General features: G+C 70.7%; 14 protein-coding genes. 6 read left to right on the top strand and 8 right to left on the bottom strand.

Going from position 1 to position 19,637, the window contains the following annotated elements:
• The first annotated feature begins 35 nt into the window (after window positions 1–35).
• Window positions 36–1,001 carry an SDR family oxidoreductase gene (locus tag LXT21_RS37195; protein WP_254042978.1) on the top strand — a complete coding sequence of 322 codons (966 nt, stop codon included), beginning with the start codon at window positions 36–38 and terminating at the stop codon, window positions 999–1,001.
• Between the two features lie 1,076 nt (window positions 1,002–2,077).
• Window positions 2,078–3,709 carry a lysophospholipid acyltransferase family protein gene (locus tag LXT21_RS37190; RefSeq protein ID WP_254042977.1) on the top strand — a complete coding sequence of 544 codons (1,632 nt, stop codon included), beginning with the start codon at window positions 2,078–2,080 and terminating at the stop codon, window positions 3,707–3,709.
• A gap of 54 nt (window positions 3,710–3,763) precedes the next feature.
• On the opposite strand, the gene LXT21_RS37185 is transcribed toward LXT21_RS37190, so the two are convergent.
• Both LXT21_RS37185 and LXT21_RS37180 read right to left on the bottom strand, forming a co-directional pair.
• Entirely contained in the window at window positions 3,764–4,639 is an 876-nt protein-coding gene (locus tag LXT21_RS37185; RefSeq protein ID WP_254042976.1) for a diguanylate cyclase, read from the bottom strand.
• A 96-nt stretch (window positions 4,640–4,735) separates the two neighbouring features.
• Complete coding sequence (locus LXT21_RS37180; RefSeq protein WP_254042975.1) at window positions 4,736–7,354, bottom strand: carboxypeptidase regulatory-like domain-containing protein; 2,619 nt, start codon at window positions 7,352–7,354, stop codon at window positions 4,736–4,738.
• Window positions 7,355–7,488: 134 nt separating this feature from the next.
• Between LXT21_RS37180 and LXT21_RS37175 the strand changes: the two genes are divergently transcribed.
• Window positions 7,489–7,833 carry a DUF721 domain-containing protein gene (locus tag LXT21_RS37175; RefSeq protein ID WP_323395492.1) on the top strand — a complete coding sequence of 115 codons (345 nt, stop codon included), beginning with the start codon at window positions 7,489–7,491 and terminating at the stop codon, window positions 7,831–7,833.
• Window positions 7,830–9,413, top strand: coding sequence for a CAP domain-containing protein (locus LXT21_RS37170; RefSeq protein ID WP_254042973.1), 1,584 nt, complete (start codon window positions 7,830–7,832; stop codon window positions 9,411–9,413). The genes LXT21_RS37175 and LXT21_RS37170 overlap by 4 nt, the downstream gene beginning before the upstream one ends.
• A gap of 81 nt (window positions 9,414–9,494) precedes the next feature.
• On the opposite strand, the gene LXT21_RS37165 is transcribed toward LXT21_RS37170, so the two are convergent.
• Window positions 9,495–9,728 (bottom strand): hypothetical protein, encoded by a 234-nt coding sequence (locus LXT21_RS37165; RefSeq protein WP_046713590.1) that lies wholly within the window; start codon window positions 9,726–9,728, stop codon window positions 9,495–9,497.
• A gap of 353 nt (window positions 9,729–10,081) precedes the next feature.
• Here LXT21_RS37165 and LXT21_RS37160 point away from each other — a divergent pair, with 353 nt between their 5' ends.
• Entirely contained in the window at window positions 10,082–12,220 is a 2,139-nt protein-coding gene (locus LXT21_RS37160; protein ID WP_254042972.1) for a lytic transglycosylase domain-containing protein, read from the top strand.
• A 42-nt stretch (window positions 12,221–12,262) separates the two neighbouring features.
• Here LXT21_RS37160 and cmk read toward each other — a convergent pair whose 3' ends face one another.
• The 3 genes from cmk to LXT21_RS37145 are packed head-to-tail and all read right to left on the bottom strand — an operon-like array spanning window position 12,263 to window position 15,057.
• The gene (gene cmk, locus LXT21_RS37155; RefSeq protein ID WP_254042971.1) at window positions 12,263–12,958 is read right to left on the bottom strand and encodes a (d)CMP kinase; all 696 of its coding nucleotides are present in this window, start codon (window positions 12,956–12,958) and stop codon (window positions 12,263–12,265) included.
• A complete protein-coding gene (hisC, locus tag LXT21_RS37150; protein WP_254042970.1) occupies window positions 12,955–14,046 on the bottom strand; it encodes a histidinol-phosphate transaminase in 1,092 nt (363 codons plus the stop codon). Before hisC ends, cmk begins: the two co-directional genes overlap by 4 nt.
• Before the next feature lie 42 nt (window positions 14,047–14,088).
• A complete protein-coding gene (locus LXT21_RS37145) occupies window positions 14,089–15,057 on the bottom strand; it encodes an acetyl-CoA carboxylase carboxyltransferase subunit alpha (RefSeq protein ID WP_254042969.1) in 969 nt (322 codons plus the stop codon).
• A gap of 100 nt (window positions 15,058–15,157) precedes the next feature.
• On the opposite strand from LXT21_RS37145, the gene LXT21_RS37140 reads away from it, so the two are divergent.
• The gene (locus tag LXT21_RS37140; protein WP_407667085.1) at window positions 15,158–15,844 is read left to right on the top strand and encodes a hypothetical protein; all 687 of its coding nucleotides are present in this window, start codon (window positions 15,158–15,160) and stop codon (window positions 15,842–15,844) included.
• Between the two features lie 27 nt (window positions 15,845–15,871).
• On the opposite strand, the gene LXT21_RS37135 is transcribed toward LXT21_RS37140, so the two are convergent.
• On the bottom strand, window positions 15,872–17,839 hold the full coding sequence (locus LXT21_RS37135) for an ArsA family ATPase (protein ID WP_254042968.1): 1,968 nt from the start codon (window positions 17,837–17,839) through the stop codon (window positions 15,872–15,874).
• A 288-nt stretch (window positions 17,840–18,127) separates the two neighbouring features.
• Window positions 18,128–19,564 (bottom strand): enhancer binding protein Nla6, encoded by a 1,437-nt coding sequence (nla6, locus tag LXT21_RS37130; protein ID WP_254042967.1) that lies wholly within the window; start codon window positions 19,562–19,564, stop codon window positions 18,128–18,130.
• Between the last annotated feature and the right edge of the window lie 73 nt (window positions 19,565–19,637).

Here is a 19,637-nt window from a genome sequence, read left to right as displayed (position 1 = left end):
TTCGAGAGCGGCTGGGCTAACAGGAGACCTCGCGTATGGACGAGTCACGACCAGGCAAGGGACGGCTGCGTGTCGCGGTGACGGGAGCCAGCGGCGAGTACGGGAAGCTGCTGCTGCCCCGGCTCGAGCGCGACCCGGAGGTGGAGAGCATCGTCGTGTTGGACGTGAACCGTCCCGACGGCGCCAAGGTGGAGTTCCACCGGGTGGACCTCACACGGCACGACGCCGAGAGCGAGCTCACCGACGCGCTGACCGAGCGCCCCGTGGACGCGCTCTACCACCTGGCGTTCCTCTTCGGTCCCATCCGCAACGGCTCGCTGGCGCACGAGCTGGAGGTCATCGGCACGATGAACGTGCTGACCGCGGCGGGGCGCGCGCGCATTCCCCGGTTGGTGGTGCCGTCGATGACGGCCGTGTACGGCGCGCGGGGCAGCAACCCGGCGCTCTTGCGCGAGGACTCGCCGCTGCAGGGCTGTCCGCACAGCCGCTTCGTCACCGACAAGGTGGAGGTGGAGGGACAGGTCCGGGCGTTCCGTGAGCGGCACCCCGAGATGAAGGTGCTCGTGCTGCGCTTCGCGCCGGTGTTGGGGGGCGCGTTCGAGAGCCCCGTCACGCGGCTGCTGACGCGCACCTCCGTGGTTCCCACACTGTTGGGGTTCGACCCGCTGTGGCAGGGGCTGCACGAGGAGGACGCGGGGCGGGCGCTGCACCTGGCGCTGCGGGCGGAGGCCTCCGGGGAGTTCAACATCGTTGGCCGAGGCGTACTCCCGCTGTCCGGCCTCATCCGACAGGCGGGTGCCCGGCCGCTCCCCCTGCCCGGCCCATTGTTCCGTGGCGCACTCCACGCGCTGGATGTGGTTGGAGCGGACACGTTGCCCGTAGCCCTTCTCGACTACATCCATTACTCGTGGGTGGCCGACGGCGAACGCGCGGAGACTGCCCTCGGCTTCATCCCCTTCCACCACGTCAGGGACGCCGCGGCGGCGCTCAAGAGGAGCTAGAGATGGCCAAGGGTGTCCTCGGGAACGATCCTTTCCAGCGCGGCGCCGCTTCCCGCGAAGGCGAGCGCACGAAACCCGGCACCCCTCCGCGGGATCGCTCGCCCTCCGAGCGCGAGGGCGCGGAGAAGAAGCACGGCGCGGCGCCCGCGAAGAACGGGACCGAGGCGAAGAAGCAGCCCGCGCGTGGTGGCAAGCCCGCACCGGGGAAGTCGAAGGGCCGTGGCCCCGAGGCTCGGGGCGCGAGCGGAATGAACGGACGCACCCTGTCGAAGGACGCGAAGAGGTCCGCGCCTCCCGGGCGTGACACCGACAACCGGAACAGCAAGCCCGCGCGGGGGGCAGCGGAGGGAGCAAAGCACGCTTCTTCGGAGCACGACGCGACTCGGACCAACAAGGGCGCACAGGGTGCCTCCGACGGAGCGAAGCCCTTCACCGCACGGCACGACCCGACCGCTCGGAACAACAAGGGCGCGCGGGGTGGAGCGAAGTCCTTCTCCGCACGGCACGACTCGTCTGATCGGAACGACAAGGGCGCGCGGGGTGGAGCGAAGTCCTTCTCCGCACGGCACGACTCGCCTGCTCGGAACGGCAAGGGCGCGCGGGGTGGAGCGAATGGAGAGAAGCGCTCCGCCACGACGAAGCCCGACTCGACGTCACGGAACAACAGGGCCGCACGCGATGCCTCGACGGGTGCGAAGCAGCCCCCTGCCTCCGTGCATGGCTCACCCTCGGGAAGCAATCCTGGCGCAAGGGATGGCCTGAAGCGGCCCTTCACCACGGCGCGCGGCACGCCCTCCGAAGCCAACAAGAGCGCCCTCGGTGAGAGCCAGAGTGCGCCCCACGCAGACAGAACCACGGGCGCAAGTACGCCCCGTGGAGGAGCCGCGTCCGCGACTGACACCCTCAGGGGAACATCGACGCCTCCGCTCACCCCTGCCATCCACCCATCTCACGCGGCCAGTTCTCGGCCTCCGGTCGCGTCCAGCCACGCCTCACGCGATTCCGGCACGCCCGACACGGGCCCGCTCGCCTCCACGGAGAACGAGGTCGAGCCGCTGCGCGAGCCCGCGGCCCCGATGACGCCACGCGCGCCCCCTCCTTCCCGCGCCCCGGCGGTGCTCGAGGACCGCACGACAGAGCGAACGCCCCAGCAGCGCGGCGTGGACCACGCGCTCGCGGAAGCCCTGGCCGCCGAGGTGGCCGAGGTCACCGCGAAGCACGCCGTCGACGAAGCCATGGACCGACGCGCAGGCCGCGAGGAGTCCATGGATCGGCTGCTCGCCACGGAGATGGCCACCGGACTGGCGGAGGCCGCCGTGGAGGAGGTCCTCGACCACAGCCCCGTCACGCGCAAGCCGGAGCACGAGCGCGAGCTCGCCGCCACCGTCGCCGCGCAGGTCGCCGAGAGCGCCGCCGAGCTCGCCGTCGCCGAGGTGATGGTCCACCGCTCCGCCGAGGCCCCCTTCACCGAATCGTTCGAGGAGCGCGCCACGGTGGGCTTCCTCGATGAGCTGGACGAAGACGAAGAAGCCTCGGAGCCGGAGCTGCGCGAGGACCTGGCCATGGCCGGCGCCGTGCTGGAGCTCGAGGACCTCGACGAGACACCCGAGGAGGTCGAGGACGGCTGGGAGCGGACCATCTCCAGGCCCGTGGTGGACAGCTCCTTCCAGGCGCCCGAGGTGGAAATGCCAGACACGACGCGCGACGAGTTCCCCCCGGGCCGCAGAGGCCCCCTGTCCCTGGTGCCTCCCACGCGAGACGAGGCCTTCCCCCACGGCGTCTCCTCCGAGCCGTCGCGCGACACCGGGTCCGCCCGTCCCCTCGCCCAACGCGCCAGCGGCATGCTGGCCCTGGCCCGGGAGATCGCCGGACAGGCGCTGGCCAGCGAGGGACTCGGGCGCGCGTGGGGCGCGATGAACGGAATGCTGGACGCGGTGCGCGCGGGCCTGGGAACAGGCGGCGGCGCGAACCTGGACGAGTACGGCAAGGACCCGTCCCTCGTCGAACGACTGGAGCCGGTGCTCGAGTTCCTCTACGGCCAGTACTGGCGGGTCTCCGCGCAGGGCACGGACCACATCCCCGGCGGCGCCGTCATCCTCGTCGCGAACCACTCGGGCGCCCTGCCCTACGACGGCCTCGTGATGTCGCTCACGCTCGGTCGCGAGCGGCCGGACCTGCGCGAGCCGCGCTGGCTCGTGGAGGACCAGGTCTTCCATGCGCCCGTCCTCGGCACGCTCTTCAACCGCCTGGGCGCGGTGCGCGCGTGCCCGGAGAACGCGCTGCGATTGCTCGACGAGCAGCGCCCCCTCGTCGTCTTCCCCGAGGGCTACCAGGGACTCAGCAAGCCCTTCGGTGAGCGCTATCGGCTCAAGCGCTTCGGCCGCGGCGGCTTCGTGAAGCTCGCGCTGCGCACCGGCGCGCCCATCGTCCCGGTGGCCATCGTCGGCGCGGAGGAGACGTCGCCGATGCTCGGCCGCATCCCCGCGAGCTTCCTCGGCCTGCCCTACCTGCCGCTGATGCCGGGCCCACTGCCCCTGCCCGCCAAGTGGAGCATCCGCTTCGGCGAGCCCATCGCCATGGATGGGCTGCCCCCCGAGGCCGCGGACGACCTGGGCGAAGTGGGACGGCTCACCGAGCGCACCCGCGAAGCCATTCAGGGCATGCTCCACTCCCTGCTGCGCGAGCGTCGCTCCGTCTTCGCGGGCTGAGGCTGAAGTCACCACCGGCTCGCGCGAATCCTCCGCGCGGCCCCGAACGAGGCCTCAGCCGACGACGCGGTTGCGGCCCGTCGTCTTCGCCTCGAAGAGCTTCTCGTCCGCCGCGCGCACCAGGTCTCCAGGCTCGCGGTGGCGAGGATCCAGCACCGCCACCCCCAGGGAGATGGTGACGGGGATGGCCTGACGGTCGAACTCGAAGCGCTGCTTCTCCACCAGCCGACGCACCTTCTCTGCGAGCTGGCGCGCGCCGGTCAGCGCGACCTCGGGCAACAGGACGGCGAACTCCTCGCCGCCATAGCGGGCGAAGACATCCTCACGTCGGATGCGCGTGCGCACCGTGGACGCCAGCTGCTTGAGCACCGAGTCCCCCGCGAGGTGGCCGAACTTGTCGTTCACCTTCTTGAAGTGGTCGATGTCGATCAGCACCAGCGACAGCCCTCGCTCGTAGCGCCGGCTGCGGGAGAGCTCCCGGTCCAGCTGCTCGTCGAAGTAGCGCCGGTTGTAGATCTGCGTCAGGCCGTCCATCGTGGTCAGCCGGTAGATCTCATCGTGGTACGCCGCCTCGATGTTGCCACCGGCGATGTACTTGAAGATGGTGCGGCCGATCTTCACCAGGTCGCCGTTGCGCAGCTCGCGAACGCCCTCCACCACCTCGTCGTTGATGAACGTGCCGTTGGTGGAGCCCGCGTCGCGGATCCGCACACCCTCCCGGGTATTGGAGATGGCCGCGTGGTTGCGACTCACCGACTCCTGGTCGATCTGGATGTCCGACTTCGACGAGCGACCAATCAGGGTCTCCTCGCGCGTCAAATCGTGCTTCCGACCCAGGTCCAATCCGTAGATCACCACCAGCGCCGCGTCGAGGTTGACCGGCCGGTCGGAAATCTTGGAGATGACCGTGACGACCGTCTCGTTCTGCACCACTCCTCCAGCGAACGACCCTCGGAACGCTACCACCCTGCAAAACAAGAAAGCGAGTCAGAGCACGCGACTCCGGGTAGGGAATCCGCGCCTGATCTAGGGAATGTCCACGCCTCGTAGGGCCGAGACCGCTGGCCGGAGCAGGCGACCCTGGGGGTCCTCCAGTGAAGCGATGAGCGACACCCCCAGGCCGGAGCAGCTCGCTGGCAGCCGGAGCTCCACTTCGCCCGAGGTGGGAGATGTGGCCGTGTCACTCACGAGGACCTCCTCGCACCCCTTGGCGCCGCCCCTTACCATGATGCGCACGCGGCCGTCCGCCTCCGCGCTGGTCCCCGGGCGGAAACCGGTGACGCGCACCCGCACCGCGCTGCCCCGGGTCAGCCGCTGCCCCTCCAGCTCTGGATAGAGCCAGGCAATCTCGGGGCGTCCCACGTCCAGTGCCGACGCCGCCCGGGTCAGGTCTCCCACATGGTCCAATCCCGGCCCGTCGGCCAAGGCCAGCCGCGAGGGCCCCAGCCCATCCCGCGAGTCCCGCCCCGTCACCTGCAACACCTCCGTGCGCAAGAGCGAGCGCGAGCCCTGGTGGTCCCCGAAGAAGGTCCGGTCCTCGATGCCCATGGGCGCCCGGGGAACCCGGACACCGTTCTCGAGATCATCGGGAGAGACGAGCACCGTCCACCTGCGCCCGACGCGGTTGGTGAAGACGACGCGGATCAGCGTCGCGGGCCCGTCCACCACGCCGCGCAGCTCACGGGGCCCCAGCGCCTGGGCCTCCACCGCGCCATCGAAGTTGTAGTGGACCCGCTCCGGGATGGGCAGGAAGCCCGCGGAGGTCTGCACCGGGTGCTCGCCCGCGGGGTCGAACAGCGGCCCCGCCAGGTCCGCCACCACCAGGCTCGTCGCCACGCCGGCCGAGGCATCATCCCGCGCCGCGCGGGACGAGGCGCCCAGGAGCAGACGGTAGGGCTGTCCCTCCAGACCGTGGTGCGCGGGGGCCATGCGGACGGACATCAACCCGGGCTGCCCCAGCCGCGAGTCCGCGTCCGTGTTCGGATCCGCCGGCGCGACATTGGCGGCGGCGCCCAGGCCGAGCGGCACGAGTCCTCGTCCTGGCGCGGCCACGGTGCTCAGCACATACGCCCGGTCCAGATACGCACCCCGGTAGCGAGGCAGCGCCGGGACGCGCACGGCGAAGGGGAACGCCAGTCGCACCCCCTCGAAGTCGAGCGACACGGCCTCCGGATACGTCACCGCGTCCGGCCGGGGCGCACCCTCGACGAGACCCGGCGTGGGGACCAGGCGGAAGGACGCGTCCCGCACGACCGACGAGTGGAAGTCGGGCGACAGCACCAGCAGCCGCCCCAGCGTCAGCAGCGGATCCATCCCCATGTCGAACGCGTTGAGGGGCAGCTCCGCCACCGGCAGGCCTCCCGTCACGGCCCACGCCGAGCGGGTGCCGCACGCGCCCATCGCGATGGACACCTCCGGCTCCAACACGCCCGACAACGACAGATCACACACACCCGCCACACCCGGAGCGGACGCCCGGGGTGCGACGCCACCTTCCACCCACAGCGCCGTGCCCGACGGCAGCGACAGCCTGCGCGCGCCGCCCGCGTCCACCTCCACCTCGCGCTCGAAGCCCAGCAACGTCTCCGTCGACACCTCGGAGAAGAGTCCCGGCACCGACAGGCCCGTCAATCCCAACCGCAGCCGCGCCTGCGTCGTCAACGGCGGCGGCGTGACCACGCGTGGCTCGACGAAGTCGACCTGGAGTCCACCGGAGAGGTCCAACGGATTGCGCCGCAGCGCGAGGCGCAGGTCGCGGCCCTCCTCGAGGTCATGGCGGGCCAGGGTGAGGTAGCCGAAGTCCGCATGGAAGGCCGTCACGCCGACCGTCCCCGACGCCGGCACCCAGGCGGCGCCATCCAGCCCCGTCAGCACGGTGTTCAGCACCTCGCCCTTCTCATTGGAGATGGCGATGGTGGTCAGCGGCAGGGAGCGTCCCGTCAGCTCGTCCACCACCAGCACGCGGACCCCGCCGGCGGGGACCTCCGGGCTCAGCACGGTGACATTCGCGGAGCAGACAGCCGAGCCGACCCGGACGGTGACGGCCTCGCGGTCCACGCCGGGCGCTCCCAGGGACAGCGCGACCCGGGCCCCCGACCCGCCCCCCTTCACCATCGGCGCGCGCGCCTCCCACGAGATTCCTTCGCGAGGGACCACGGGCTTGCCCGCGGCGTCGCGCGCCCACACGCTGAAGACGATGGCCGTGCCCGGCCGTCCGATGACGACGTCCGGCGTCACCTGACACGAGGCCGCGAGCACGGGCGCCGGCGGTGAGACGCAGGCGCCGTCGCGACAGACCTCGTCCACCTCGCAGTCCGCATCCGCGGCGCACAGCGCCGTCACGCACCGGTTCATGTCGCACTCGCACCCCATCGGGGTGTCGCACATGAGCAGCGCGTACTCCTGACGCCGGCTCGAGCCGCAGTCGGCGCGCGTGCGACACGCGGGCTCACAGCGGGACTGCGCGGTGTTGCAGAAGAAGAGCGCGGGGTCCGGACAGTCCTGGTCCACCGCGCAGGCCCCCGGCTTGGGCTTGGGCTCCGCGGGGATGCCTGGGGAGGAGTCGAAGGCCCCACCACAGCCCGCCAGCATCCCCAACACACACACGAGGGCCGACAGCAGGAAGGGATGAAGCGAGCGACTCATGCGATGCGGCTCCCGGGGGGCGGAACACCCTCGACCTTACAGGTACGACGACCGACGCGCGACGTCGTGGAGGCTCGACCTACCTCCACTGGACTTCGTCGGACCCGGCCGCCCGCTCGCCCTTCCATCACGCAATGGAAGGTTGGCTTTCAGAGTCTCACGAATCATCATCGCGCGCGATGGCCCGTGGCGAGCCGAAGTCACTTGAAAGCCTTCTCCCCCGAGTCCTGGGTCGCCTCGCCGGTGAGTCCGGGCGTGGGCATCCCCTGGCACCGGTGTGGGCCTCGGTGGTGGGTGCGCACATTGCCCGCCATGCGACTCCACGCGCGATAGAGGGGGGCACCCTGCTCGTGTCGGTGACGAGCCCCGAGTGGGCGCGCACGCTGGAGCCCGAGGCCGCCTCGCTCTGCGCCCGCTTGAACGAGCGGCTGGGCGCGGACACGGTGAAGGCGCTCGCCTTCCGTTGGGAGGGACGATGATCGCCGTGCTCGCCCTCGCCGTGCTGCTCACCGCCTCGCCCGCGCCGCGTCCGCCGGCCCCGGCGCCCCAGCAAGCCCCCGCGCCGCCTCCCAAGCCGAAGGTGCCGCAGACGCCCACCGAGGTCATGGAGCAGCAAGCCGCGCAGCACGTGGTGCGCGAGTTCGAGCGCGTGGGACGCCGCGCCCCCGCCGAGGACGCCACGCTCGTCGAGGCCGCCCGACGGCTGGCGCGCGAGGCGCTCAGCGGGGCCTTCACCGGCGCGCCGGACCTCTTCACGCTCACCGAGGCCATCAGCGACGCGGGCGCCGCGGACCCCGCGCCCCGGGCGCTCGTCATCCGCGCATGGGCCCACCAGCACGCGCTCGAGTCCCTGCGAGCCCGGCCGGACCTGAACACGGAGCGGGCCACCCACTTCGGCGTGGGCGTGGCGTTCGTCGACAAGCGCGCCGCGCTGGTGACGCTGCTGTCGGACCGCAAGGCGGAGCTGAAGCCCTTCCCCCGCGTCATGCCCGGCGAGCGCGCGGTCCAGACGCTCTGCGGACGGCTCGGCCCCTCCCTGAGCCAGCCGGAGATCTACGTCACCCGTCCCGATGGCGAGGTCATCATCGTCCCGCTCACGCGGCGAGGCACCCAGGGCTCCGACTTCTGCTCGCGCCTGGATTTCCTCACCCCCGGCACCTACACGGTGGAGGTGGTGGCGCGAGGCGAAGCGGGGCCGGAGGTCACCTCGCTGTTCCTCACCCAGATTGGCGAGGTGCGCCGACGCGGGCTGCGCGAGAGCAACGTGGAGCCCACCACCGTGGAGGCCTCGCGCGTGGCCCTCCATGAGCGCATCAACGCCTTGCGGCGCGCGCATGGATTGGTGGAGCTGACACCGGATCCGCTGCTCGAGCGCGTGGCGCAGGCGTACAGCCAGCGCATGTCCACCGAGGGCTTCTTCGCGCACGTCGCCCCGGACGGCAGCACCCTCACCCGTCGACTTCCGCCGGGGACGCGCTACGTGCGGGCGGGTGAGAACCTGGGCCAGGCCGCCGGGCCGCTCGCGGCGCACTTCGGCATCGAGCACAGCCCCGGCCACCGCCGCAACCTGTTGGACCCGGGCTTCCGGTTCATGGGCGTGGGTGTCACCTTCCAGAAGGTCGGCGGACGCAACGAGGCCATCGTCACCGAGGTCTTCACCGCCGCGTCACCCGCGTCCGCGGACCCCGAGAATCCGAGACAGGACGCCTACGACGCGCTGGCCCGCCACCGCACGGCGAAGAAGCTGCCCCCCATGGCTCGTAGCGAGGTGCTGGAGTCGCTCGCGCAGGCACACGCCCGGCACGCGCTGGAGACGGATCAACCCGCCGCGCAGCCGGGCGAGGCGCCGTTGCACGAGCGTGTGTTCCAGGTGCTGCCCGACGCGGGCACGGCGTCGGTGGACTTCTTCGTGGTGTCGGACCCGGCCGCGCTGCCCGAGTCCCGCAGCGTCGCCGAGGCCACCAACAATCGGGTGGGCGTCGGGGTGGTGCGCGGGGATTCGAAGCGCTTCGGCGCGAAGCAATACTGGGTGGCCGTCATCTACGCCGCCGTCCAGTGACGACGGGCGGCACCTCCGTGTGGGGCGCCCCTCTCCGTAACGGGGCATCCCCTCACACGGTGAAGCGACTCCGGTGCGGCATCAGACGGGGCGACGCTGGGTGGCGTACGCCTCGAGCCCCATTTGAGGGGGCGCGACGTGCTGGTACATCGGGCACTTCATGCAGGTGAAGGACTGCCATCCACGACGTACCGCCTCATCCAGGCAGTTGTCGTACTGATGGCAATTCAGATTGCGATGCGTCTCGACGCCGGCACGCTTCGGCCCGGCCTCGGGATTGATGGTTTGCGGCAGATCGGCTGGACACGGCTTCATGGAGCCCTCCCTCTGTGCTGTTTCCCCCCCGAGCGCTGTGAACGAGCTGTGTTACCGGACGACAGGTCCCGCCTGGCTTCGGACGGACCGGGGTAGCGTGCGACGGCCGCGCAACGTAGTGATGCACCCCGGGTGACGCAACGGGTCCACTCGACGGACCCAAGAGCACGTAATCGCCTGAACGCTTTCAGCGAATGCTGCGGATGAAGAACAGTTCGGACCAGCCCGATGGCGCGCGGATTTAGGACTTGTCGGGCCGGCTGTCAAACCACCCCCCGGGTGTGAGAGGGGAATGCTTGACGGATGCATCTCGTTGGCAGGTCGCAAAGCCGCGTCGTGAAAGGAAGAACCACATGAGCTGGATGGGGATGGTCGCGGGGTGTGCACTGGGGGTTTCCCTCGGACAATCCCCGACAACCCTGGAGGCCGTGCGGCTGCACCAGGCGGACGCGACGTCCCTGGCGGAGCGGGAGTGGACGGAGTGCGCGGCGAAGCGCTGCGCCGACGCCGGACGGCTGGGCCTCCTGGCGGGCACACTGGCCCTCTCCGAGGGACGCGCGGCCGAGGCCCGCGACATGCTGGCGGCCAACCCCGCCCCCGCCCTGCTGGAGCCCTACCGCGCCTTCTACCTGGGCCAGGCGCGCTTCTACGCCGGGGACGCGCCGGGCGCCGCGCTCGACTTCGCCCGCGTGCTGGAGTTCCCGGGGGCCCCGCTGGACCTGGTGACGCGGGCGCGAGCCCGGCTGGGCGAATCCCTGCTCAAGGCCGGCAAGGCGAAGCAGGCGGTGGGAGTGCTCGAGTCGGCGGTGAAGGCCACGCCCACGCCGGAGCTGCTGTTCCAGCGGGCGCAGGCGCGGGGCGAGGCGGGCAACCGCGCGGGACAGCAGGCGGACCTGCTGGAGGTCGCGCTGCGCTTCCCCACGCATCCCTATGCCGATGACGCACTGAAGGCGCTCGCCGAGCGTCGCCCCGCGGTGCGCCTGGGGTTCGCCGAGCGCACGCGACGGGCCGAGGGCTTCCTCGGGGGCGGTGCCTCGCAGCGCGCGCTGACGGAGCTGGACGCGCTCACGGGTGAGAAGCTCGGCAAGGAACAGTCCGCGAAGGTGTCGCTCCTGAGGGCCAAGGGCCTGTTCGCGCAGAAGCGCGACGCGGAGGCGCACAAGGAGCTGGAGCTCGCGCGAAAGGGCTCGGCGGAGACGGCCGCGGAGGCGGAGCTCGTCGTCGCGCGGCGGGCCCTACGGGCGGATGACAACGAGAAGGCTCGCGAGCTGATGGCGGGCCTGGCCAAGAAGTACGCGGCGCAGTCGGCGGGCGAGGAAGGCGCCTTCTTCGCGGGCTGGTTGGATTTGCAGGCGGGCCGCTTCGAGGAGGCCGCGAAGTCCTTCACCGCGCACGCGGACCGCTACACGCGCTCGCGTCGTCGGGACGAGGGCATGTGGTTCCGCGCGCTCGCGTACCTGCGGCTCGCGGACTACACCCAGGCGCGCGAGGCGCTCGACGCGCTGGTGACGGCATATCCCCGGGGCAGCCTCGCTCCCCAGGCGCGCTACTGGATTGCGCGCAGCCGCGAGTTGGGCGGCGCCACCGCGGAGGTGGTGGGGCCCGAGTACGAGCGGCTCATCGCCTCGTCACCGGCGTCGTTCTACGCGCTGCTCGCCGCCGAGCGGCTTCAGGAGTTGGGACGACCTGCGCCGGCGCGATTCCCCAAGCCGCCCCTGGCGCTGGAGCTGCCGCGTCCTCCCGAGCTCGCGCTCGCGGTGGAGCTGACGCGCGCGGGACTCTTCCGGGACGCGGCGGATGAAGTGGAGTCCCACGTGGCGAGGCTGCGCTCGGCGGACCAGGCGTTGCCGTTCGCGCACGCGCTCCTGAGCCTGGGTGAGTTCGGCCACGCGCACACCGTGGCGGCGCGGCACCTGTGGGGCCGGGCCTTCGGCTCTCGCGAGCCGGATGCGCTGGCGGCCTTCTACCCGCGCGCCTTCTCCAATGCGGTGGAGCAGGCGGCGACCGCGCACAAGGTGGACCCGTTCCTCGTCTGGGCCATCATGCGCCGCGAGAGCGCCTTCAAGCCCGAGGTGATGAGCGCCGCGGACGCGCGCGGGTTGATGCAGATCATCCCGAAGACGGCGACGGAGATTGCGCTGAAGCTCGCCGAGCCCGCCCCCGCGCCGGCGGACCTCTTCTCGCCCGAGCGGAACATCCGCTACGGCGCCTGGTACCTGTCACGGCTGATGGAGCGCTTCGCGCATCCGGTGCTCGCGGCCGCCGCCTACAACGCGGGGCCCACCGCCGCGGCGAAGTGGGCCCAGGAGCGCGGCGATCTGCCGTTGGACCTCTTCGTGGAGTCCATCCCGTTCCGCGAGACGCGCGGCTACGTGAAGCAGGTGGTCGCGGACCTGTTCCTCTACCACGGCTTCTACGACGCCCAGGGCACCCAGCAGCCCCGGCTGTCGCTCGTGGTGCCCGCCCCCTCGAAGGAGGGCGTCACCTTCTGAGGGTGGGCGGCGGCGGGCCTGCTTCAGCGGCCCGCCCGTCCCCTACCCTCGCGCGGCCATGCGGCGGAGGATCTCCGCCTCCATGTTGTGGACCACCTCCGACAACGGGAGGCTGCTGGAGTCCACGCGGACGGCGTCATCCGCGGCCTTCAACGGGGCCACCGCGCGCGCGGAGTCATCCTTGTCTCGCTTGGTCTGGTCCGCGAGCACGTCGTCGATGCTGCTCTCCACGCCCTTCTGGAACAGCTCCTCGAAGCGGCGACGCGCGCGCACCTCGGGGCTGGCCTCCAGGAAGAACTTGGCGTCCGCGTCCGGGAACACCACCGTGCCGATGTCACGTCCCTCGAGGATGGAGCCCTTGGTCGACTCGAGCGCCAGCCGCCGCTGGAGCTGCAGGAGCCCCGCGCGCACCACCGGACGGCCCGACACCTGCGAGGCGGCCATGGAGATCTCCGGCGAGCGAATCTCGCCAGACACATCCTCGCCGCCGAGGAACACGCGGTTCTCCTCGCCCACCACCTGGAAGTGGATGTGCACGCGGCCCAGCAGCTCCCCCAGGCTCGCGTCGTCGTCGTAGGCGATGCGCTCACGCCGCGCGAGCAATGCCACACAGCGATAGATGGCGCCGGTGTCCACCAGGCTGAAGCCGAGCCTTCGCGCCAGCAGCTTGGACACGCTGGACTTGCCCGCGCCCGCGGGGCCGTCGATGGCGACGATGAAGCAGCGAGCGCTCGTCACGCGAGCACCTCCTTCAGCGCGCGCACACAGCGCTCGTTCTCCGACGCCGTGCCCACCGAGATGCGCAGACAGGTGGGGAAGCCTCCGTTCGCGAACGGCCGGACGATGATGCCCTTGCGCAGGAGCAGCTCGTACAGCTCCGTGGACGAGCGGCGGAAGTCCGCGAACACGAAGTTGGCGTGGCTCCGGGTGAGCGTGATTCCGAGCTTGGGCAGCTCCGCCTCGAAGTAGCGCAATCCCTCGCGGTTGTTCTCGCGCGTCCGCTTCACGTGCTCGGTGTCCTCGAGCGCCGCGAGCCCCGCCGCCTGCGCCACCACCGTGAGGTTGAAGGGCATGCGCGTGCGCTGCACGTACGTCGCGAGCTTCGCGTCCATCACCCCGTAGCCCAGCCGGATGCCCGCCAGCCCGTGAATCTTGCTGAACGTGCGCAGCGCGACGAGGTTCGGATGGCGGCGGAACATCTCCACCCCGCTCACGTACTCGGGCCAGTCGACGAACTCGAAGTAGGCCTCGTCGTACGCCACCAGCACCTCGGGAGGCACCGCCGCCAGGAACTTCTCCAGCGCCTCGCGGCCGAACGCCGTGCCCGTGGGGTTGTCCGGGTTGGCCAGGAAGATGAGCCGCGTGCGCGGCGTCACCGCGCGCGCCATGGCCTCCAAGTCGTACTGGTAGCCCTCGCGCATCGGCACCTCCACGAAGGGCCGCCCATGGGCCTGCGCGGAGATGCGGTACGCGGAGAACGAGTTCTTGCACAGGAGGATCTCATCCTCCGGCGTGGTGAAGGTGCGGATGAGCAGCTCGATGAGTTCGTTGGAGCCGCTGCCCAGCACGACCTCTTGAGGCTGCACGCCCAGGGACGCGGCCAGCCGGCGCACCAGGTGGAAGGACGTGGCATCCGGATACAGGTGCACCTGGGACGACGCGTGCCGCATCGCCTCGAGCGCCCGCGGAGAGGGCCCCAGCGGGTTCTCGTTGGAGGCCAGCTTGATGACGCCCGAGAGCCCGAACTCGCGCTCGGTCTCCTCGATGGGCTTGCCCGGGACGTACGGCTTGAGCGTCTCGACGTAGGAAGGAACGAGGGGTCGCATGGGAGACAGGCCCTGGAAGTGGTGGCTCGAACGAGCGGTGGGTCAACGCCCGGAGAACACACCGAGCGCGCGGAACTTCGCGTAGCGGTCCTTGACCAGGCCGTCCGGCGACAGCTCGGCCAGCTGGGTCAGGTGCTTGCGCAGCGTCTTGCCCAGCGCCTCCGCCATCTTCGCCGGGTCACGGTGCGCGCCGCCCGCGGGCTCGGGCACCACCTCGTCGACAATCTTCATCTGGAGCAGGTCGCTCGCCGTCAGCTTCATCGCGTCCGCCGCCTTGTCCGCCTTGCTGGCGTCGCGGAAGAGGATGGAGGCGCAGCCCTCCGGCGAGATGACCGAGTACACGCTGTTCTGGAGCATCAGCACGCGGTTGCCCACGCCGACGGCCAGCGCGCCACCCGAGCCGCCCTCCCCCACCACCGTGGAGATGATGGGCACGCGCAGCCGGCTCATCACCTCCAGGTTCACCGCGATGGCCTCGGCCTGTCCGCGCTCCTCCGCGCCGATGCCCGGGTAGGCGCCCGGCGTGTCGACGAAGGTGAGGATGGGCTTCTCGAAGCGCTCCGCCAGCTCCATCAGCCGGCGCGCCTTGCGGTAGCCCTCCGGGCGCGGCATGCCGAAGTTGCGCGCCATGTTCTCCTTGGTGTTGCGGCCCTTCTGGTGCCCCATCACCATCACCGGCTTGCCGTCGAAGCGCGCGAAGCCGCCGACGATGGACGGGTCCTCTCCGAAGTGCCGGTCTCCGCACAGCTCCACGAAGTCCGTGAAGAGGAAGCGGACGTAATCCAGGAAGTAGGGCCGCGCGGGGTGGCGGGACATCTGCACCACCTGCCACCGCGTCAGGTCACTGAAGATCTCCGTCTGGAGCTTCTTCGCCTTCTTCTCGAGCTTCGAAATCTCCGAGGTGAAGTCCGCGGATCCACCCGTGGACAACGCCTTGAGCTCATCGATCTTCTTCTCCAGCTCGATGAGCGGGCGCTCGAAGTCGAGCGCGTAACTGATGCCGGTTGCCATGGCGCGGAACTAGCACCAGGGTATGGCACCTTTCAACGCGCAAGCACTTACGCACCGCACCGTGTCACGGTGCAGGACACCCCACGCCCCTCCGGACGCCATGCTTCATGCCCTGCCGCTGCTCGTCCTCGCGCTGAGCGCCGCCCCCACCCCGGCCCCCGCACGGACCCTCAACACCGAGGGCTTCCGCCTGTACCAGGCCGGCCAGTATCCAGAGGCCCTGGAGAAGTTCCAGGCCGCCGTCCGGGAGGACCCGGCCTTCGCCCTGCCCCGCTACAACGCCGCCGCCACCCTGGGCGTGCTCCGCAAGCAGGGCCAGGTGTGCGAGTACGGCGCCCACCGGGACGTCATCGTCGAGCACCTCACCCAGGCCGTGAAGCTGGACGCCCGCCGGCTGACGCGCGCCCGACAGGACGCGGACTTCGACGGCATCCGGGACACGCTGGGCTGGCAGCGCCTGCAGGGCCGCGTCCCGGAGAAGGAGGCCGACGTCCCCTTCCTCCTGCGCCATGTGAGCTGGTACGGCCCGGGCGTGGGCGTCTACGGCACCACCCGGGGCCTGCGCTTCCTCACCCGGGGCCGCGTGACGCTCTGGAATCGCGACGTGGACGCGGAGGGCAAGCCCCACCGCTCCGAGCTCTCCGGCACCTACTCGGTGAAGGGGCGTCAGGTGGAGCTGCGGCTGCGCGGAGAGGCGCCCGTGACGGGCACGCTGTCCGAGGCCGGCGCGCTGGCGTTCCCCGTCTGGGGAACCTTCACCGACGCGCCGTCCGAGTGCGACGCCTGAGGCGGACCCGGCCGCCCTGGCGGGACTTCAGGCAGCCTTGATCTTCGCGGCCGGCGGCGACAGCGCGTACCACGCGGTGCGGAACGCCTTCAGCTCGCGCAGTCCGGCCGGGTGACGACCGAGCGCCGGCGCCATGGTGACGGGCAGGCCCAGCTTCTTCTCGATGGCCTTGGCGGCGTTGAGCTCCAGCTTGCGGCGGTTCTCGCACTTCTCACACGTGGACTTGGGGCCCACGCGGTTGACGAGGATGCGCTCCACCGGGAGCTTCTTCTCCTTCAGGTACTCCACCACGCGCTCGGTGCGCGCCGCGGCCAGGTCCTCGCCGCGCGTCACCACCACGAAGCGCGCCTCCGTCGGAGACGCCAGGGCCTCCTCGAAGCGCTTGGCGTGCTTGATCATCCCGGCGATGTCGTCCGCCAGCTCGCCCAGGCCCTTGGCGCGGTGCTTGTTGAGCACGGTGTGCAGCGCGCCCAGCCACGTCTTGGCCGTCTCCGCCAGCTCCACCACCCGCACCGAGTTCACCACCGGCGACGAGTCCACCACGATGCGCTTGAACCGCTCCTGCACCAGCGCGTCCGTCAGCACGCTCATCGCCGCCAGCTCGTCGATGCCCGGCGGCGCGCACTCCAGGAGGTTGCGCAGGTACAGCAGATCCGCAGGCACCTCGCTGCCCGCCTTGGGAGCGCCCTCGAAGGCCTTCTCCGCCTTCTCCTTGAGCCGCTTGCGCAGGGCGTTGAACCAACCCGCCATGTCCAGCTCGCGGGCGTACAGGCCCTTGGTGCCCTTCACCTGCGTCTCGGTGTCCGTCAGCCGGCTCTGCAGCACGTCCGACAGCGAGTGCGCGGGGTCCGTGGAGATGAGGAGCACCGGCCCCTCCTTCTCCGTCAGCGTGACGGCGGCGGCGGCCGCGCAGGAGCTCTTGCCCACGCCCCCCTGCCCCACGAAGAAGATGAGCCGCGTGGGCGGCAGCGGCGGCGCGGCGATGGGCGGCATGGACGGCGCGCGCACCAGGGCCGGAGGGCCCTCCGCGGCGGCGAACTCCAGCGCCTTCGTCTCCTTGCCACCCGCCCACGCCTTGGCGAACAGGCCCACGCCGTCCAGCCCGCGCGGCGCCACCTCGCGGCGACCCAGCAGGTGGACCGGCACCGTCTTGTCCAGCGCCTGGAACTTGCGCACGTGCGGCGCCTGCAGGCCCCGGCGCCCCTGACACGCGGGGCAACCCTCGCGGTCCTCCACCTGGTTGACGACGATCTCCGTCACCGGCAGCCCGCGCTCGCGCAGCTGCAGGAAGAGCATGCGCGTCTGCGCCTCGGGGACCGGCTCCGCCAGCGCCGTCAGGTGGAAGGCCGTGCGCGCGGGATCCTTCAGCAGCGCCAGCAGCTTCTCCGCCTTCTGTCCCAGCGCCTCCAGGAAGCCCGGCTCCGCGGCCGCCGCCTCCTGCGCCTTCTTGCCCTTGCCCGTCGCCGCGGTGGGCTTCTCACCGGCGCGCACCAGGCCCAGGAACTTGCGCAGCCCCACCGGCAGATCGAACAGCCGCAGGGTGTGGCTGGTGGGCGAGGCGTCCACGATGATCCGGTCGAAATCCTCACCGTCGAGCAGCGCCACCACGTGGAAGAGCGCCACCAGCTCCTCCAGCCCCGGGATGGCCTGCTGGTACAGCGAGCCCAGCTCCTCCTCGGTGAAGTGCGTGCCCTTGACCGCGGCCTTCTTCAGCGCGGGCAGGTAGTCCGCGAGGAAGGGCTTGAGCAGCGCGGCCGGCTCCAGCTCCAGGCCCCAGACGCCGCCCTCGCCCTTGCCGGCGACGAGCTTCGTCGGCTTCGCGCCGAGCTTCTTCTTGAGCAGATCCGACAGGGAGCGCACGGGGTCCAGCGAGACGAGCAACACCCGTTCCTTCGGGGCCTCCTCCGACAACCGCAACGCGTACGCCGCCGCGAGCGTGGTCTTGCCGACCCCGCCCTTGCCGCCGAAGAAGTGAAGAACTCGCGCGTCGCTCATTGCGTTGTGGCCTTCCTTGTGCCCCCCCGGCGGCACCCTGATGCACACTCCTGATTTGCCGAGTTGAAGGCTTCGGAGTCGCCCGGAGCGTCGACCTGTACGGCCGGGCCCTCCCTGTGGGTGGGAGGCGACCGCAGAATCCCTTGTCCAGAGGTCAAAAGTCAAGAATTGACGCGGGGTTTCGCGGAGGGTCGGCCCCTGCCGACCCCTCCTGCCGAGGCCCCTGTCGCACCGTCTCCGAGCCGCTCCAACAGCGCGGAATCCGGAGGGGATTTCCTACCCATCAGGTCAGCGAGCCAGCAGGTTGCTGGCGCTCAGCGGACCATCGCTTCCCTGCCCGCCCATCGGTCCCCCGGGACCGGACTGCTGGGTGCGCGCCTCCGCCGCGTAGCGGTTGAGCTTGTTGTAGAGCGTCTTCTCGCTCACCCCGAGCACCTCCGCCGTGCGCGCCTTGTTGTTGCCATTGCGCTGGAGGCTTCCCAGGATGTACTCACGCTCCACCGCGTCCAGGCTCAACCCGAATGGCAACCGGAAGGTATGCCGCTCCGGGCCCTTGCCCGCCATGTCCGGCGGCAGGTGCTCGCGGGTGATGAGTTCCCCGTCGCAGAGGATCACCGCGCGCTCCACGGCGTTGCGCAGCTCGCGGATGTTGCCCGGCCATTCGTAGTTCTTCAGGACCTCCATGGCCTCCGGGTGCACGCCGGACACGCGCTTGGCCGAGTCCCCCCGGAACTTGTCCACGAAGTGCTGGACCAGGATGGGCACGTCCTCGCGCCGCTCGCGCAGGGGCGGCAGGTGGATCTGGAACACGTTGAGGCGGAAGTAGAGGTCCTCGCGGAAGCGCTGGTTCTTGATCTCCTGCTTCAGGTCGCGGTTCGTGGCGCACAGCACGCGCACGTCCACTTCGATCTCCACCTTGCCACCCAGCCGGCGCAGGCGGCCCTCCTCCAGCACGCGCAGGAGCTTGGCCTGCAGGTCGATGGGGATCTCTCCCAGTTCGTCCAGGAACAGCGTGCCGCCGTGGGCCAGCTCGAACACGCCCGGACGGCGCTGATCCGCGCCGGTGAAGGCGCCGCGCTCGTGGCCGAAGATCTCCGATTCGATCAGCGTGGCCGGGATCGACGCGCAGTTGATGGCGATGAAGGGCTTGTCGCGGCGCAGGGACAGGTTGTGGACGGCGCGCGCCACCACCTCCTTGCCCGTGCCGGACTCGCCGCTGATGGACACGCTGGCCTTGGACGGGGCCACCTTCTCCACCAGCTCGATGACCTTGCGCATGCCCGCCGACTGGGCGATGAGGTCCGAGGAGCCCAGCTGCTTGAGCCGCCGGCGCAGCGTCTGCACCTCGCGCAGGGTCTCCTTCTTCTCCAGCGCCCGGTCGATGCAGACCTTCAGGCGGGCGGTGTCGAGCGGCTTGACGATGAAGTCATACGCGCCCTCGCGGATGGCCTCCACCGCCGCGTCGATGGTGCCGCGCCCCGTGAGGAACACCACCGGGCAGTCCGGCAGCTCCTCCTTGAGGTTGCGCAGCAACCACAGTCCATCCGTCTCGGGCATCGCCAGGTCCGACAGGACGACGTCCGGGCGGAACTCGCCGGCCTTGCGCAGGGCATCGTGCCCGTCGAAGGCCGTCTCGACCTTGTGCCCCCAGGTGCTGAGCATCTCTGCCAGCGCCTCGCACGTGTCGCGTTCGTCGTCCACGGCCAGGATTCGTGCGCTACCCAAGATGAAGACCTCCGGTACTGCGTCGTGACGCGGATTGGGGATGACTCTGAAGGAGAAGCCCGCTGCTCGGTAC

This window comes from Myxococcus guangdongensis, from assembly GCF_024198255.1.
GTDB classification, from domain to species: Bacteria; Myxococcota; Myxococcia; order Myxococcales; family Myxococcaceae; genus Myxococcus; species Myxococcus guangdongensis.
The sequence above is the reverse complement of the archived record's forward strand: the minus strand, read 5'-3'. Positions and strand labels throughout refer to the sequence as shown.

Coding starts and splice junctions, on each gene's coding strand:
- LXT21_RS37165 (WP_046713590.1), bottom strand. CDS start 9,728: ATGAAGCCGTGTCCAGCCGATCTGCCGCAAACCATCAATCCCGAGGCC.
- LXT21_RS37190 (WP_254042977.1), top strand. CDS start 2,078: ATGACGCCACGCGCGCCCCCTCCTTCCCGCGCCCCGGCGGTGCTCGAG.
- LXT21_RS37180 (WP_254042975.1), bottom strand. CDS start 7,354: ATGAGTCGCTCGCTTCATCCCTTCCTGCTGTCGGCCCTCGTGTGTGTG.
- LXT21_RS37135 (WP_254042968.1), bottom strand. CDS start 17,839: ATGAGCGACGCGCGAGTTCTTCACTTCTTCGGCGGCAAGGGCGGGGTC.
- LXT21_RS37160 (WP_254042972.1), top strand. CDS start 10,082: ATGAGCTGGATGGGGATGGTCGCGGGGTGTGCACTGGGGGTTTCCCTC.
- hisC (WP_254042970.1), bottom strand. CDS start 14,046: ATGCGACCCCTCGTTCCTTCCTACGTCGAGACGCTCAAGCCGTACGTC.
- LXT21_RS37195 (WP_254042978.1), top strand. CDS start 36: ATGGACGAGTCACGACCAGGCAAGGGACGGCTGCGTGTCGCGGTGACG.
- LXT21_RS37170 (WP_254042973.1), top strand. CDS start 7,830: ATGATCGCCGTGCTCGCCCTCGCCGTGCTGCTCACCGCCTCGCCCGCG.
- LXT21_RS37145 (WP_254042969.1), bottom strand. CDS start 15,057: ATGGCAACCGGCATCAGTTACGCGCTCGACTTCGAGCGCCCGCTCATC.
- LXT21_RS37175 (WP_323395492.1), top strand. CDS start 7,489: ATGGAAGGTTGGCTTTCAGAGTCTCACGAATCATCATCGCGCGCGATG.
- LXT21_RS37140 (WP_407667085.1), top strand. CDS start 15,158: ATGCTTCATGCCCTGCCGCTGCTCGTCCTCGCGCTGAGCGCCGCCCCC.